We start from the raw sequence: 17,543 nt of genomic DNA, 5'->3' as shown, positions 1-17,543 counted from the left end.
CCTTATACTTTTCCAACTTCGTTGACAGCTTTTCCAAGAGTCTCATCAAAAGCAATTACAACCTTCTGATTTGATTCATAATTTCTCATCACGCTTATCATATTTACCATTTCTTTAACGGAATTCACATTTGACTGTTCTAAAAAACCTTGCTTTATTTTCCCTGTTGCAGGAATAACTTGTACATTGGCACTGTTATCTATAAAAAATAAATTATTGCCCTCTTTTCTTAAACCATCATAATTATCAAAATCCACAATTCTAAGCCTGTCCACCAATTGACCATTGTTTATAATATTGCCCATCTCATCAACAGAAATGTCTCCTTGTGACAACTGTATAGGCCCATTTTCCCCTTCTACAATATATCCCTCTTGTGTGACTAAATACCCATCTTTGGATAAAGTAAAAGAGCCATCCCTTGTATACCTTTGACCATTAGGGGTATTTACCACAAAAAACCCATTGCCATCTATCGCAAAGTCTAACTTACCATTTGTTTGAGAAAAAGCACCTTCTTCAAAATTTGTATGAAAAGTGTCAACTAACACGCCGTAATCCATTCTTCCAATTTTCCCGTTAGGCGGTGTGTTATCGCCACCATGTCTTGTTACTTCAAAATTTGGGAAAGAGGAAGTAACTACCACATCTCTTTTATATCCTACTGTATTAACATTTGCAAGATTATTCACCAAAACATCCATTATCTTAGTTTGGGTAATCATCCCCGAAGAGGCAGTGTAAAGCCCTCTTAACATAAAATCACCTTCTTACTTATTGATTTTGTATACGTCTATTACAGTTTCTGATTTTTCTAATAATTCAAGAGAATCCAATGCTTTCCCTGCACCTAAAGCCACACAACTTATAGGGTCATTTGCAAGATATACAGGTGTATTCATCCTTTCCCTTAAAAGCCTGTCCATTCCTTTTAGCAATGCTCCACCCCCCGTGAGTACTATCCCTTTGTCACTTATGTCCGCCGCTAATTCAGGAGGTGTTCTTTCTAATACACTGTGGACAGCTTCAACAATTTCTTCAAGAGGCTCTTTTAATGCTTCACATATTTCACTGGAAGTCACTTCTACATTCTGAGGCAAACCTGACATTAAACTTCTCCCTTTTACTAGCATTTTCTCTTCTTTACCGTCAAAGTAGGCAGTACCTATATTTATTTTTATTTCTTCTGCCATTCTTTCTCCTATTATTATATGATGTTTTTTTCTCATATGCCTTATAATTGCCTCATCAAAATTGTCCCCCGCTACTTTAATATTTTTAGACACCACTGAACTCCCCAAAGAAATTACGGCTATGTCAGTGGTGCCTCCCCCAATATCTACAATCATATTTCCACTAGGCTGTGATATATCTAATCCTGCTCCTATGGCTGCCGCAATAGGTTCTTCGATGAGATAAGCTTTTCGCGCTCCTGCTTGTAATGCTGCATCAATGACAGCTCTTTTTTCTACCTGTGTTACGCCACTTGGAATACAAATCATTATTTTGGGTCTTAATAAAAACCTTCCCCCACAGGCTTTGTTTATAAAATACCTAAGCATTTTCTCTGTAACGTCGTAGTCAGAAATTACTCCCGCCCTCATAGGCTTCATGGCTAATATATTCCCTGGCGTCCTGCCTACCATTCTTTGTGCTTCTTCGCCAACTGCAAGAATTTTATTAGTATTTCTATCAATTGCTACAACTGATGGTTCTTTTAAAACAATTCCTTCCCCTTTGATGTAGACCAGGACAGATGCCGTGCCAAGGTCAATTCCGATATCCTTAGAGATCGCAAACATCCAAACACACCTTTCTTATGTATTTCGACAAAAATGGCATCCACTTAAATTATCGACATTGATGCCGAAATGTTTAATTTATTATCAATTTATTAATTCGCTACAAATTTACAAAATCCTCTTTTATTTTCTTAAAATTTATTGTTCGTTTTTTGATATTTTATTTTAGTTGCTTTTCCTCCTCTTATATGCCTTTCCGCTTTATTTTTGCTTAGAATCTCTCTCACTTCTTTATATAATTCAAAGTTTATATCTGGAAGCCTTTCTGTCACATCTTTGTGAACTGTGCTTTTGCTAACTCCAAAAACCTTCGCAGCTTCTCTTACAGTTGCTTTGTGTTCTACTATATATTTTGATATTTCTAGTGTTCTCTCTTCTATGTAATCTTTCAAACCCAAAACCCCCTTTAAATTTTTCAAATCTCATTAATATGTATATGCCAAAACAAAGCCATTAGAATATTTATAAAAACAAAAAAGACTTGAATACGGGAAGTATCCAAGTCTTTTTAAGCAGGTGTTCTTATTTAAAATATGCTATTGGATCAACAGGTATTCCATTTTCTAAAAGTTCAAAATGTAAGTGGGGTCCTTCCCCAACTTCAAACTTTGCTGATTCTCCTATTTTCCCTATTTGCTGTCCTCTTACTATTTTTTCTTGTTCCTTTGCTAAAATCTCATCGTCTAAATTTGCATACCGTGTTTCCCATTTTCCATTTTTTATAACAACAGTATTCCCTAATTTTGGATCTTTATATACCTTTGTCACAATTCCATCCATAGCTGACAATACAGGTTCTCCTAAGTTTGATCCAATATCTACACCTTTATGAGTTGTCCATTCTTGAAGGGTTTTTGAAAATACAAGCTTATCTTTAGCAAATTCTAATATTATGTCTCCATTTACAGGCTTCAATAAAACTAACATCGTAGAAGATAAATTACTATCTTTTTTTATTGTGGATGTAGTACTTGCCATAACAGTTGCTACTTTGCTGTTTGTTAAACTATCATTTTTCCCTGAACTTTTAACCTCGTCACTATTTTTTGTTACCGGTTGAGGATTTTCTTTTTTGTCAGATACGTTATTTTCTTGTTGTTGGCTGATAACAGCTGTAGAATTATTTTGCTGTTCTTTTTCTTCCTGAGCTTGCACTAGTTCTTCTTCATAACCCCAATCACTTTCAATAGCTGAATTAATTTCTTCTTGCTGTGCTTTTCTGAGTTCTTCTAATTTTTTTAAATTATTATTAGTAACATAAACTGATGTAGCGGCTATCACTACTACGGATAAAAATAATACTATGTAAAAACCCTTTCTATCGAAAAATCTTATCAAATTTTCCCTGTTTATTCTCACATTTTTCACCTCCAAATGGTATTTTAACCATTAACTTAATTATTTATACAAAAAATACAGCACTTTATCAGTGCTGTATTTTCAATAAATCTTCAATTTTTACTATTTCTATCCCTGTATAATAATATTTCAATATTTCGTCAAACTTTTTCCCTTGTTTCGCCATTGCATTTGCTCCATATTGACTCATTCCCACTCCGTGACCATAACCTATGACGGTTATTACAATGTTATTTCCTTGTGCCTCAAAGCTAAAATTTGTAGAATTTAAATTAAAAATTTCTTTTATATCTTTACCATTAAAAGTTATATTCCCTATTTTTAAAGTTTTAACGTGCCCAACTTGTGTTCTTTCTACATCTTTTATTTGATTTAAAATATTGCTATTATCCAATTTCAAAGAAGGCTCTTTTTGCTTTAATTTATTTATAAATTCTTCTTTTGACACTATAACAGTAGTTTTATATTTTGATGCTGCCTCTTCTCCAGGAGAAACCACACTTCTTAAATAGGGAATTTTGCTCTGCCATACGTCCTCAGAATTCTCTGTTTTTCCTCCACTTATAGCATGATAAGCTGGCACAATTAAAGCATCATCGTAAACTAATACAAGCCCTTTTGTATCTTCTACTGCTTGAGATATTTTTGCATAGTATTTATCAAAATTTTCTCCCCATTTTTCCTTCAGCTCCCCCTCAGATTGCCATGCTTGGCAATGTTCCGAATCAGTGCACACATCAGCCCCCGGATGTAAATCACAGCCTTTTCCTCCCAAAGCTATTTCTTTTGAGAGCACATAAGTCCTCGCTGCAACAGCTTGTGCCTTTAAAGCTTCCATTTCAAATTCTGCAGGCATTTCTGCAGCAACTACTCCTTTTACATACCCTTCTAAATCCATTTTCTGGATTTTGTTTTGATTTGTTATAAAAACATTCACTGTATGGTACAAATCTGTATTATCTAAATTGTCTAATTTTACTAGCTTCCCTCCATCAATAAGCTTGACCTCACTCGTAGGCGTTGAGGAAGTTTTGTGAGGATTAAAACCAAAAACTATTACAGAAGGTAAAATTATTAAACTAAAAAATATTAAAGAAATTCCATAAATGGCATATTTCATTTTTCCCCTCCGATTGTGAACTACTAAATAAAATATATGTCCTTATGTATATATTTATTCTATCTAATTAAGCCTCTTATCACCCCTACAAACTAAAAAATCTCTGTCTACAAAAAAACAAGGGATTTCTCCCTTGTACAGTTTGTTGACAAAGTTAAAAAATATTCAAAGGAGATATTTTGCATCGTCGCTCCGATGCTCCAAAGCGACAAAACTAAAGCTCGGCCTTCAGGTTCCGGCGGGGTTCCGACCACATTCGACATCCCTGTCTCAGGTGGCAGCTTCCGCCATCCGTGGCTCCAGCCCCGCCTCCGTCATCACACTTGCTAAGTTTCCCGGCACTCAAGTAAGTATGATTGTTTTTCTATTTTTGCTTTATAAACTTTCTTACTTGAGTGCCGGGCTGCTTTGTCGCGAGTCGCATTACTTTACAAAATGCCAATCTTACAAAATAGTTTGTCTACAGTCTGAACAATAGACTTCTCCCTTGTCTTAATTATGATAATTTAATATCCTCATTACATAATCAAAAGTAAGGTCGTTCATCATAAAATTTATCATCCTCGAAATCATTGAAGCAGCTTCTTCTCGCGTAACATAGCCATCAGGGTTAAACCTTCCATATTCATCGCCTGATATAAGTCCTATCTCCCGCGCCACGTAAATACTCCTTTTTGCCCACAATGGTATAGCGTAGTCATCTAAAAAACCGGTATCAGAATTTCCTGAAGGAGCGAGGTTCTCAAGCCCCAAAGCTCTTATAAATATCACTGCCGCTTGAGCACGAGTAAGAGACCTTGAAGGACTGAACTGATTTGGAGCAGTACCTGAGATAAGCCCTGCATCACTGGCTGCTTTTATATATCCATAATTCGGATCAGTAGTAGATATATCAATAAAAGGTGAAATTTCTATAGCGCTTTTGTTTCTTGCTGAATAAAGCGTACTCTTGGGCGGTTCATACGGTTTTAATCCAATTGCTTTTGCAACTGCAACGGTAAAGTCTGAGCGCAATATGGGAAGTTTAGGACCAAAGTATTCTGAGTCATTAGGAAATACTTCCATGCTCATCAATTTTTTAATATCCTCTTTTCCCCATGTTCCATTTATGTCTTTAGCCTGTGGGACCACCAATCTATCTTCGAATGACACACCATCAAGTTTCAAACTTCCATTTCCTATGTTTCTTCCTATTTCGTTGCCGTTATCATCTAGTTTTGGGAGATTATAAGAGTAATTCATCATGTCACCGCTATTTCGCCTTAAAAGATATCCACCCCTAAAGCTTATATATTGAGGGTCATTTTCTACATATTCAATACTGGATTTATCAGTAAAAGATACATTTACATGAGCCTCTCCAACCCATTTTTTTACTTCTCCATTTGACCCCATTGTGCTTTCGATTAAATAATTTATTTGATGTGTATCAGCACTTCCGTATTTATGAGTAAATCCTACTGTTTTGTCATCTATAGTCACTTTTACAGTCCCTTTATTGCCATTGACCCTGTATAATTTTACGCCTGAATAGTTACCAGCATAGTAAGTTACACCAGGGTTTATGCTTTTTACTTCAGAGCCTGAGTATATATATCCATTATTTCTGTCTAAAGTGTAAGTATTTCCCCCTATTTTTATGTTTTCAGTATATGTCTTAAGAGTAGTCTGACTAATCACTTGGTTGTATTCAGGTTTTTTTGTTTCTTGGGTAACAAAAGTAAGAGAACGTGTGAGTTTGTCTCCTGAATCGGAAGCAAGGTCATACCTATATGTTGTTGTAGTAGTATCACCTCTTACAGATTGATTAATTTTAAGAACACCACTAAATATAATAGGTTGTCCCGTTATAAATACAACTTCTTTGTATTCTTGCTCATTGGCAATACCACCTTCAAAACCTGCATCATTGGCAAAAACCTGAACAGGAAAAGGAATCAAAAGGGTGAATATTATAACTAACCCTATAATTTTTTTCATTGCAATTCCCCCAATGTTTTTCTTACTTCACCGTTACAATAACAGCAGATGACCCATTTCTTATAATATAGAGTGAATCTCCCGGATTTATAGAACTTATATTGACTGCCTGTCCATTTTTAATTATTACCGTTTTTGATACATCTACTGTATCAAGAGAAGTATTCAGATTCCAAACCCCATTTAATTCATTCCAATCATTTACATTATTTAGAGTTAACTTGGTACCATCAATAGATACAACATCAGCAGTAGACACTCTTTCTTGCCCCGTTGAATTCATAATGTTTATTGCAATAGCATTGTCTCCTTGTGATACCACATACACATGGGCAGAGGTGTATTTAGATTTTCCATATTTTACATCCAAAAGCTCTGTGTAGGGAATAACTTTTGAATCTTTATCTCTATTGTCAACTATATAAGTTTTATCTCCCACATAGAAAGTTTTTGTGCCTCCTACAATATTCCATTGATTGTTTTGTATAGCATAATACCCATATGCTTGATACCACCAACTTGTATATAAGTTACCAATAGTGATAGAATTTGATGTTGCACTGGTTATAAAACCTTTCGCATAGTAATACTCTGGATATACACTATCAATTACTGAGATGAAATTAGCATATAAGCTTCTATCCGTCTGGGAAAAAGATACATATACTTGTTTATTTCCTATAAGTGAAGTATAGGGTATCTTCATTCCATCTTTTAAAATAATTGTGCCGTCGTTTACAGTTACTTTTCTGCCATCATTTAATGTAAGAATCATCGATTGAGTATCAAAACTTGCAATGCCACTGTAACTCATTGTAAAACTTGGGGTTATGTTTATAAACGTAATCGAATCTGTTCCAAAGTGCTTCTCAACTGTAGCATATATTTGATTTCCTTTGTAATTTTTAAGGTCTTCTTTGCTGACCTCAAAGCCATTGTAATATATTTTAGCTTCATCTAAAGGATAATAAGCAAAATTATTTGCACTTTGCCATGTACCTTGATAATACTTTTCCACATTGTTTATTGAAATAGAATTGTTGGAAGCCAATAAACTTCCGAGATTTCCTCTTATGATATAGTAGACTTTGTGATATCCATTTTCTACTAATACCTTGATGGGTGCATTTGTATAAGGGTCATCAAAATACAAATTTACATAGTCTCCCTCTTTTATTGAAGACAAAGACACAGTATTTCCATCTTTTATGATAGGCACATCATAAGCAATAGAATAAAATTGTCCATTGTCTAATTTAATATTTATGCCATTATCTTGTTTATCTATAGCCATTATGCTTCCTGTTACTTGTCTTGAGCCTGTATCGATTTTCCCACTTCCCAAATCTTCATAATCAACATTTATTGCATAAGCCGTGTTACCATTAAGGTACACTGTAGCTATTTGACCATATCGTAAATCTTTTATAGAAGCAGGATAATCATTTATATAGATTTTTGTATTAGGGTTATAAGAAAATACATATTCAACTCCTGATTCAGATGTAAGTGTTATGTTAGAAGCTGATATGTCTTTTATCTCTCCGTACAAAGTGCTCTGAAATACAGGGTTTTTTTCAGCAAATATCACATTTTGACCGCTTATATAAAAATTCACATTATCCCCTTTTTCAATAGAATCAGAAAAAGAAGGAACTCCATTGCTAATAGTCAAAAAATCTGAATTATGAACTATTCCTTTTGAAGAATATGTTCGTTGAACCACAATATACTCATTTTGCCCTTTATTATTGAGAAGAACAAAAGTTTTCTTTATACTATTTTTCCCAGCAACCTCTTCGTAAAGTATATCCTGCACTGTAGCATTTATTATTGAATAGCCCATTAAATTATACCCTAAGTTAAAAGCTCTACTCAAAACTGACGCCATCTGCTCTCTGGTTATGTTGTCTTTAGGTCCAAATTTACTATCATAGTAACCTGTCATTATTCCACTTTTTAAAACTGCTTCAATATATGGCATATAATCAGTATTAAAACTTTTAGCATCCGAAAAAGCATAAACTTTTTGTAAATCTTTTCCGTAAATCGGCGCAAGATTCAATCCTTTTGCTATCCAATAAGCAACTTCCTCTCTTGTTGCATTTGCTGTAAAATCCAAAGCCATATCCTCTTTCCTCAAAAGATTATTTTTCGCTGCCACATCAATTATTCCTTGTGCCCACGAATCTACTTTGGGACCTGATTGAGAAGAAGCATTATTTTGCCCAGTCTGATTAGAATTAGCAGTAGGAGGGTTACTCCCCCCTACTGCAGTAGAGGAGGATATAGGTGTTTTTTGTACTTGTTCTTCCAGTCCCATTAGTCTTACAATATATGCTATTGCCTCTTCTCTTTTTAAATAGCTTTTAGGATAAAATTTTTGACTTCCTCCACCTCTAATAACTGAAAGAGCAGTCATTTTCATTATGTCATTTTTAGCAAAACTATCTTTTATATCTTTGAAGGACATATTGTAATAGATGCTTTGCACATTGTCCGTACCGTAATATACAGGATTGTCCGAAGCATAAGTATAAACACTATTTAAAACAAATAGAATTATTGTAAGTAAAATTGTAAATATCTTTTTCAACTTTCTCACTCCTCAATAAATAACAGCTAACCTGCCTGGATAAGATATATCACCTAATACATTATTCGATGCGCTATCTACCATCATATTTGATATGCCATTATTGCTTATTGACAGCCTCGTACATGGTACACTACTCATGCAAGCCGTTATATACATGAGCTTTGAAAAGCTTATATTTCTATTGCCAAGTCTATTTTTGTCAACATTTAATGCTACATTCACTTTGTTGTAAAAATATGGATAACTGCTTGTTTTATCGCCGTCAATTTTTTCATAAGTCATGTCATAAATGTCAGATAATATCTTATACCCTTTTGGCATATTTCTTGATATTTCGTCATAAGTCTTATCCGATAGCTTATTTATTGTTATTCTGTCATAATCTCCTGATAGGTAGAGGCTGTTAAGGGTAAATTTTATATTAAATCCAGGCATTATAACCCATATAGTGGTAAAAGTCTTATTTTTATTTTTAGATGGTATGTTTATAACCCATTTGCTTATATTTTTATATTGGTTGCCTGTCAAATCAATTTTATAAGTAGTCGTATTTAAAATATCATCTCCTAATGTAATGACCAGCGAGCCGTTTGCTGTTGCATAAGTAGTGTCATTTTTTACTCCTGTAACAGAAGTGTCATATTTGCTGTTAGAAGAAGTATCAGTAGTAGCATAAGTGTATACAAAATCACTGGGGCCCAAATCATTTACAGCTCTCATGGCAAAGGAGTAAGTAGTATTTGGCAAAAGATTTGTCACGTAATACTCCAATTTATCTGTTGCAGCGATGAATTTGTAATCTGCCGAATTAGCTGTCTTACCATAGATTTCATAGTATTTTGCTCCTTTTGCCTCTGACCAATGTAAATATAATGTATGGTCGTTACCGGCTATTGATTCGGCCCAAAAGCCTACTGGATTATCCGGTACTGTTTGCACATAGGTAAAACCTTGAGGCAAAACAGCATTTGCATAATCGGGATTTCTCACAATTACATCTACTTTTCCCTCTGCATGCCCTGGGGTTGTCACGACAATCGTGTTATAACTTTTCACAATTACATTATAAGCTTCTACATCTCCAAAAAACACCCTTGCTCCTTGTCTAAAGTCATTACCTGTTATGGTTACTGTTTCTCCTCCTTTTGTAGACCCTGTATTAGGAGTAATAGAAGTTATCTTCGGGTTGGACTCTGTAGCGATATACATAAATGCTTCCTTTAAAGTATAACTTCCTCCGTCATCAATATTAAACACTGTCACATCCACAAGACGGTCTAAGTCTTTCTGCGGGTCTGCGGCAGGAGTGATTACAGTAATAGTATCAGAGGTATTCGCAACTACTTTCGCTTCATAAGCATCAAAATATACTTTAACTTTTTCTCTAAAGTCTTGTCCCTTGATAGTTACATAATTGCCCCCATTAATACTGCCTTTATTTGGAGTTATAGAAGTTATTAAAGGATGTGAGTTTGGAGATACATACTCTATTTTAAATACAGCAGTCCCTCCATCTGGATTTACCACCTTTAATTCCTTCATGCCTACTTTGTCCACTGGAGGAGCAGTAAATTTTATCATTGTACTGTCTACAACTTTTACATCATGCACTTTAGCTCCATCAATATAAACAGAAGAACCCGGTACTACTAATTTGCCGTTATCATATACAGGAACTGCAAAATCACTTCCTATGATAATACTATAAGTTCCTCCAGCCTTGTCAAACTTTGGAGGTATAACTTCTTTAATCTGAGGTTTAGATTGAATATAGGTATATCCATTCTCAAGGTAGCCAAGTCCTGCATCATAGTTTACAACGGTTACTCTGACTTTTCCAGGCGCGTTAGGAGGTGTAATAACTTTTAAAGTTCCATAATCAATATAAGTGACCTTCTCCGCTTTGACATTTCCAAAATACACTTCGGGGCCTATTGGATTGCCGTTTTCATCTTTTAGTATATTTCCATTTTCGTCTTTAGAAATTCTAAAGTCTTGACCACATATGGTCACTTCTTGTCCTCCATAAGTAGAGCCGCTATTAGGTTCTATCTTTGTAATGACAGGCTGGCTGTTGGGCACAACATATGTAAACCCGCTTTCCCCCTCATGAAGTCCATAAGTGTAATTGCCACCATCATAGTTTACAACAGTTACATAAGTTTTACCTGGAACTCCTGGAGGAGTAGTAGCAGTTATCGTCTTTCCATCAGGACTTACAGTTACGTTTGTGGCTTTGTTGCCTCCTATAAATACTTCTGCACCCCTTCTAAAATCACTTCCTTCAATCAAGATAGAAGTACCACCCTTTACTGTACCAAAGTTCGGATATACAGAAGTTATTATTGGGCTACTTTCTGGTACAAGGAAATGAAACTTTTCGGGAGCCACAGCTTGAGCAGTATCAGGATTTACAACTTTTATATCGTAAAGGCCAGAGTACCTCATGTCAGGTATTATTCCTGTAATTGTCGTGTCATTTATTACATACACATTTTCAAGAACAGTATCTCCTATATAAGCTTTTGCCCCTTCGCTATCCCCAGCTTTCAGTGAAAAGTCGCTTCCAAAAATGTATATAAGCGTCCCTTTGCCGCCGTAATTAGGAACAACTTTAGTTATCTGGGGCTTTGTTTCAATCAAAAGATACTCAAATCCATCTACTAATGTCGCTGTACCGCCATCAGAAGGATTTACAACTTGAACTATTTTTTTGCCCAATGTCCCCGGTGGAGTAGTCGCATCTATTTCAGTATTGCCACTTAAGACTTTTGTGACGGTTGCCTGCACTCCATCTATTGTAACTATGCTTCCCTTTTCAAAATTGCTTCCCAAAATTTTGATAGGTGTGCCACCTTTTGTGGGCCCTTTATTAGGGTCAACGGAGGTAATAGTCGGATTCTTTTGAGTATCTTTTATCTCAAAAGCATTTTGCAAAGTCACACTTCCGCCTACAGTACCACTTATGCCATCGTAATTTTGAATTGTCATATCTTGCCATCCAACTGTATAAGGCACTTGTGTTTCAGGTACTATAGCTTTAATCTTTGTACCAATGTTAAGTTTCTTTCCATCTATTATATTGCCATCTTTGTCTTCAACAGAAATTACTTTTAATTGAATATTTCCAATTCTTACATCAGGATATTTAGGCATATACACCCCATCTATGACTGTCTGCCCTACATAAAAATCACTACCTGTTATTGTAATAAAGTTACCACCATATTTTGAACCAAAATTTGTAAAAATATTGCTTATAGAAGGAGCAGTATAGTAATAATAGCCTTTTGAGTAAATTGCAAAGCCTCTATTGGCATCCGCATCCTTATTTACAACTTTCACGTCTACATAACCCAAAGCAGTAGATGGTGGCGAAATAACTGTAAGCACTGACTTATTGTCTCCACCAGTTGTTAAATCTTTAACAGTAGCTAATTTATCCCCAAAGTACACTTTTACACCTGGCCTTATATCAAATCCCTGAATAATCACTGTATCTCCACCGGCACGGCTTCCCGAACTGGGTGATATGCTTAAAATTTGGGGATTTGAAGGCAATGGATTGTAAGTAAATTTTGTAGGTGGAGAACTCTGTTCAGAGTAGCGCATGACTACATTTCCATTAGCATCTTTTATAGTCGTTTCCACTGTAACAACCACATCTACTGGCATATCTTGTCCAGGGGGATTAAGTGTCACACTAGGAGACAACACATTCAAAGTTTGTTGTCCTGTTCCAGGATTGAATATGCTTTTTATCTGGGCTTTGTTACCGCCAAAAGTGACATAAAGTTTTCTTTCTCTGGAACCTTCTACTAAATTTCCTGTTGCAGGGTCTTTGTAAGTGTAATTTGTATTGGTATAAGTTATCTCTGTGTTGTCAGAATTAGCAGTGTAAATGGACGGGTCATCGCTTCTTTGAAAATTAAATCCCCATAGTGTTACATCTGTGTTTCCGTTTTCATATCCGTGGTCGGGATTCATATCAACAACTACCATAGTATCTTCAACAGCAAGGTAGAAAAATCCATTTTGTTTGGTTACAGTATACCCTGTAATAGGGTCAACTAAACTCACATCCACAGGACCGGACTTACTGTAAGGAGGCGTAGTAACTTGTATAGCACGCTGATTTGCTGTAAGACCAGGCAAAGTGATGCTTTGTACACTTTTTGCTACAACCCCACCGAATTTTACTATTAAATCTTCTCTCAAATTTTGTCCTACAATTATAACTTTTGTTCCTCCTGATACAGAACCTGCATTTGGAGTAATATTATCTATGGTAATTACAGCAGGTGTAGGTATTATTTTTAAAGCATCAACTAAAGTAGCAGTAGAACCGTCAGCTGCGACAATATCAATATTTTGATACTCAAGTGTCGTATCTTTAGGAGCAGGAACCTTTACAGTCATTTCAGTATCGCTTACTATATTTACATCTGAAGAATTTACAAGATTCGCTCCTACATACACTTTAAATCCGCTACCAAGAGTGGAAAAACCATGACCATATATAGTAATTGTATCTCCTACAATGACAGTATACTGAGATAATCCTGTTATGTCTTGATTTACAGCATAAATATTCGTTTGCACTGTATTAGAACGCCCACGGTATATATTTGTGACATTTACAGTGTATAAAGTTGTAGGGTCTATGTTAATGTTTTGAGGAATAGTCGTAATAAGCACAGAACCGCTTTGCGAAACAACTGAAGCTGTTTCTCCGTTGATCTGAGCTAATCCTATGTCATTTAAATAACTTCCTTCCATTCTTATATATGACTTTGTAGTTCTGCTTATAATATTGCCATTGGAATCTTTGACAAGTGTAATAAAGTTATCAAGAGCTACTTTTGAAATATATGGGTTATTTATATATGTAAAGCCATTAAATATAGCTGCACTCTGTCCGTCACTTCGCTGAACTATTATAGTATAAGGAGTATCTGGGCTAAGACCAATTTTAGACGCTGGGGGAACTTTTGCATAAATTGTATTTTCATTTGCACTTAGTATTGTGAGCTTATTGGAATCTATGGGTGAATCAATGTAAACTGCACTGACAGAAGAGACTACATTGCCATTTGTGTCGTATGTAACAAAACCGCTTCCTGTAATTTTTATGTCAGTGTATTGGTCAACAGGACCTTTAGCAGGAGATGCCATTGTCCCATCTAATCTCAAAGAAGCTACCGATGTTATATTTGGAGAATATGCTCCATATGCTTTCGACATATTTCCCGGGAAAAGTGACAATATCATGCTTACAGCAATAACCAATGACAAAAATCTCTTCATTCGACATGCTCCTCTCAGATTTATGAATAAATGGTAAAATGTTCTATGTGAAACAATTCTCAAAACACCCCTCTAACCTTATTTATCGGCATTTTAAAGGCTAAACTTTAGCAAAAACAAAAAAATAGCTGCTTTAAAGCAGCCTATATGGGTTGGGGGTGCAGAATATATTAAATTTTATGGGGAAAAGGGGAATCATTCTTACAGTTTAAATTATATTACATTATTTTGGTACTTTAAATAGGACTTAAGTCTCATTTTTTGTTATTTTTATATCTTTTTATACATAAATCGACTTTTTTATTTTTCTTGTGCTATCACATATCCTATCATTTTATCTCCATCTAAATAGGCGTCGAACCGTCCTTCAAAAATTTTTACTCCTGTGTCGATATATGCCCCTTTTTTAAACCATTCTTCGTTAAAAATGTTATTTTCATATCCATCAAAAACTGGCATATACAAAATATTGTCTACATCTAAATCAGCAAAAAAGTGTGTACCATAAGAAAGTTCCGGCATAAAATCGCCATTTTTTATTCCAAGTTCTACAATCATAGCGGCATTAGATATCTCGTTGTATATAACAGGTACCCCTAAATAGGGATTGGAGGACCCCCATCTTCCCGGACCTACAAGAATGTATTTGTCTCCTATACTTTTATTGAGTCTACCTATTATTCTCGCAATTTCATGTTTATCTTTATATTGGCTATAAACTTCATGGTCTACGTATACTATATATCTTATGTTTTTCAAGATGCCATTTGTAAGCATCCTATCCCCTTTCAACAAGACACATTTTTTTTCAATATCCTTAGGAATGTGGACTTTTCTGAAACTTTCGTAAGAACTCAATGGTCGTGTTTGAAGAAGATAAAATTCGCCTTTTTTTAAGTCATAAGTGAATTCAATATCAACCGCCATTTCCATCTCTTCTTCGAGATACTTAAATAGTTTAGAAATTATATTAAAAAATCCTTTATGCCTTCTGGAAAAATTTTCAAATGTAAAGATATATTTATTAGAGGCATCACTGCTATTTAGCATATTTATGTCAAAAATCGCATTTTCTCTTTTTGAATATATTTGAACAATATCACCTATTTTTTCATGATAAGCTAAAAATTGAGGTGTTTCATTGATGTTATAAGTATCTACTTCTCCTGTGATTAAATTTAATACATCAAAAGCTTCTTGTGAATTTTTGGCAATTTCTTTAGGATTATTGCCTTCGGGTCGTAAGCGCAAATTAGTTAGAGAAAAAATTCTCGCATATCCTCTACCTGTACACTTTGTCCCTAAGCCAAAAACTAATCTCACAACTCCATCTTCTATTTTAATTCTGTCAGTCCACCGTCTGTAGTTTCGAGAGAAGCCTACTCCAGAAACCTCTGGATAAAAGTACATGCCTTTTTGTGAACCTATCAGTTGTTGCACAATTACCCCCATTAATTCTTTTTGATCAGGAGCATGTTTTCTCCTATATGCGACAGCATCTGGGCCATATACGCTTACATAAATCTCTTTAATAGCTTTTTCTAATTGTTTAAGCCTTTCTCTATCTGTACCTTTGTTAGGAATAAAAGTGGTATAATACTTGCCAGCGAAAGAATATTTTACATTATCTTCTAATAAAGAAGAAGACCTCACAGCTAAAGGATAATACATTTTATTTAAAATCTCTGTCAGCATTTTTTTATATTCTGGAGGAAATTTAGCTTCTCTAAATCTCATTTCTACTTCCTCATAAGGAGTATCTTCCGTTATATCACTCAAATTATTATAATCTAAAAACATTTGATAATAATCAGTAGCTATAAAAAAGCTTTCAGGTATTTTTACACTTTGCTTAAAAACATCGTTATATTTTTCTAATACTTCTTCTGCAAAACAAAGTCCCGAAGCTTTCCCTCCAATATGCCCTTCTCCAAAAATTCTCTCATTATTTTTTTTATTCAAGCGAGGATCATAATCTTTATATAATAAAGTCCCAGCCATTTTTTCACCGCCTATTGACATTTTAACTTTACACAAATTATAACATGAGATTTTTTAGTAAACAACAAAAAACCTCCCACAAAATTTCTTTGTGAGAGGTAGATATTTTCATTCAGAAAATCTTACTCTTTATCTAAAGCTTCAACAGGATCGACATACTCTAAACCTTGAGCATCTGCAACAGGTTTGTATGTTACCATTCCTTTATAAACATTTAATCCTTTTAATAAAGCTTTATTCTCAAGTAGAGCCTTCTTATATCCTTTATTTGCTATTTCTAAAGCATAAGGCAATGTTACGTTAGTTAAAGCAAAAGTAGAGGTTCTCGGAACAGCTCCTGGAATGTTAGGCACAGAATAATGTACTACTCCATGTTTTATAAAGTACGGGTCTTTGTGAGAAGTCGTTCTATCACAGGTCTCTATACAACCACCTTGGTCTATTGCAACATCCACTATTACTGCACCTTTCTTCATCGTCTTTACCATTTCTTCTGTCACAAGCTTTGGTGCTTTTGCTCCAGGTATCAAAACTGCTCCTATCAACAAGTCAGCTTTTTTCACACTCTGAGCAATATTAAAACTATTTGACATCAAAGTTGTAACTCGTCCTCCAAATATGTCATCAAGATATGCAAGTCTTGCAGGATTTACATCCAATATTGTAACTCTTGCTCCCATCCCCACAGCTACCTTGGCTGCATTTGTACCTACTGTTCCCCCACCTATTATTACCACTTCTGCTGGCTCCACTCCTGGGACTCCCCCCATTACAATTCCTCTTCCTTCATTTATGTTGGTGAGAAGATAAGCTCCTATTGTCACCGACATCCTTCCAGCTACTTCACTCATGGGAGTCAAAAGAGGAAGAGCTCCATTATCTAGTTGTACTGTCTCATAAGCAATTCCTACCACTTTTTTCCTCAATAGAGCTTCTGTTTGTTGTTTATCAGGAGCTAAATGAAGATAAGTAAAAAGAACCTGTTCTTCTTTGAAATAGTCATATTCGCTTGGCTGCGGTTCTTTTACTTTCATTATCATATCTGCTACATCAAATACTTCTTTTGCAGTAGAAAGTATTTTAGCGCCAGCCTTTGCATATTCTTCATCAGTTATGCCACTTCCCATTCCTGCACTTTTTTCAATATATACTTCATGTCCATTTTTTATAAAAGCTTCCACTCCCGCAGGAGTAATAGCCACACGAGCTTCTGCAGTTTTTATCTCTTTGGGAACACCAATTTTCATATTCTATCTCCCCTTTATCAATCTTTTGCCAAAACCTTTTCAATATATTAATTCTACAAAAATACTAAAAATCCTTCAACAAAAAATAGAAATCATAAAAATTTTTAAGCAAACAACATACTATCTTT

General features: G+C 35.0%; 10 protein-coding genes. All 10 read right to left on the bottom strand.

The window, feature by feature from the left end; translation table 11 throughout:
• Positions 1-2: 2 nt before the first annotated feature.
• Positions 3-758, bottom strand: a complete 756-nt coding sequence (gene flgF, locus EB239_RS02960; RefSeq protein WP_003868978.1) for a flagellar basal-body rod protein FlgF — start codon at positions 756-758, stop codon at positions 3-5.
• A 12-nt stretch (positions 759-770) separates the two neighbouring features.
• Positions 771-1,802: a rod shape-determining protein gene (gene mreB / locus EB239_RS02955; RefSeq protein ID WP_003868977.1), complete on the bottom strand. Its 1,032-nt coding sequence runs from the start codon at positions 1,800-1,802 to the stop codon at positions 771-773.
• A 131-nt stretch (positions 1,803-1,933) separates the two neighbouring features.
• On the bottom strand, positions 1,934-2,194 hold the full coding sequence (gene spoIIID / locus EB239_RS02950) for a sporulation transcriptional regulator SpoIIID (protein WP_003868976.1): 261 nt from the start codon (positions 2,192-2,194) through the stop codon (positions 1,934-1,936).
• Between the two features lie 130 nt (positions 2,195-2,324).
• Positions 2,325-3,161 carry a M23 family metallopeptidase gene (locus EB239_RS02945; RefSeq protein WP_003868975.1) on the bottom strand — a complete coding sequence of 279 codons (837 nt, stop codon included), beginning with the start codon at positions 3,159-3,161 and terminating at the stop codon, positions 2,325-2,327.
• 67 nt (positions 3,162-3,228) lie between these two features.
• Complete coding sequence (gene spoIID / locus EB239_RS02940; RefSeq protein ID WP_003868974.1) at positions 3,229-4,281, bottom strand: stage II sporulation protein D; 1,053 nt, start codon at positions 4,279-4,281, stop codon at positions 3,229-3,231.
• A gap of 492 nt (positions 4,282-4,773) precedes the next feature.
• The gene (locus EB239_RS02935) at positions 4,774-6,261 is read right to left on the bottom strand and encodes an S-layer homology domain-containing protein (RefSeq protein WP_003868973.1); all 1,488 of its coding nucleotides are present in this window, start codon (positions 6,259-6,261) and stop codon (positions 4,774-4,776) included.
• Between the two features lie 22 nt (positions 6,262-6,283).
• Positions 6,284-8,857: an S-layer homology domain-containing protein gene (locus EB239_RS02930; protein WP_003868972.1), complete on the bottom strand. Its 2,574-nt coding sequence runs from the start codon at positions 8,855-8,857 to the stop codon at positions 6,284-6,286.
• 12 nt (positions 8,858-8,869) lie between these two features.
• Entirely contained in the window at positions 8,870-14,167 is a 5,298-nt protein-coding gene (locus tag EB239_RS02925) for an IPT/TIG domain-containing protein (RefSeq protein ID WP_003868971.1), read from the bottom strand.
• Between the two features lie 300 nt (positions 14,168-14,467).
• Positions 14,468-16,168: a PEP/pyruvate-binding domain-containing protein gene (locus tag EB239_RS02920; protein WP_003868970.1), complete on the bottom strand. Its 1,701-nt coding sequence runs from the start codon at positions 16,166-16,168 to the stop codon at positions 14,468-14,470.
• A gap of 122 nt (positions 16,169-16,290) precedes the next feature.
• A complete protein-coding gene (ald, locus tag EB239_RS02915; protein WP_003868969.1) occupies positions 16,291-17,415 on the bottom strand; it encodes an alanine dehydrogenase in 1,125 nt (374 codons plus the stop codon).
• Between the last annotated feature and the right edge of the window lie 128 nt (positions 17,416-17,543).

This window comes from Thermoanaerobacter ethanolicus JW 200, assembly GCF_003722315.1.
Lineage (GTDB): Bacteria > Bacillota > Thermoanaerobacteria > Thermoanaerobacterales > Thermoanaerobacteraceae > Thermoanaerobacter > Thermoanaerobacter ethanolicus.
The sequence above is the reverse complement of the archived record's forward strand: the minus strand, read 5'-3'. Positions and strand labels throughout refer to the sequence as shown.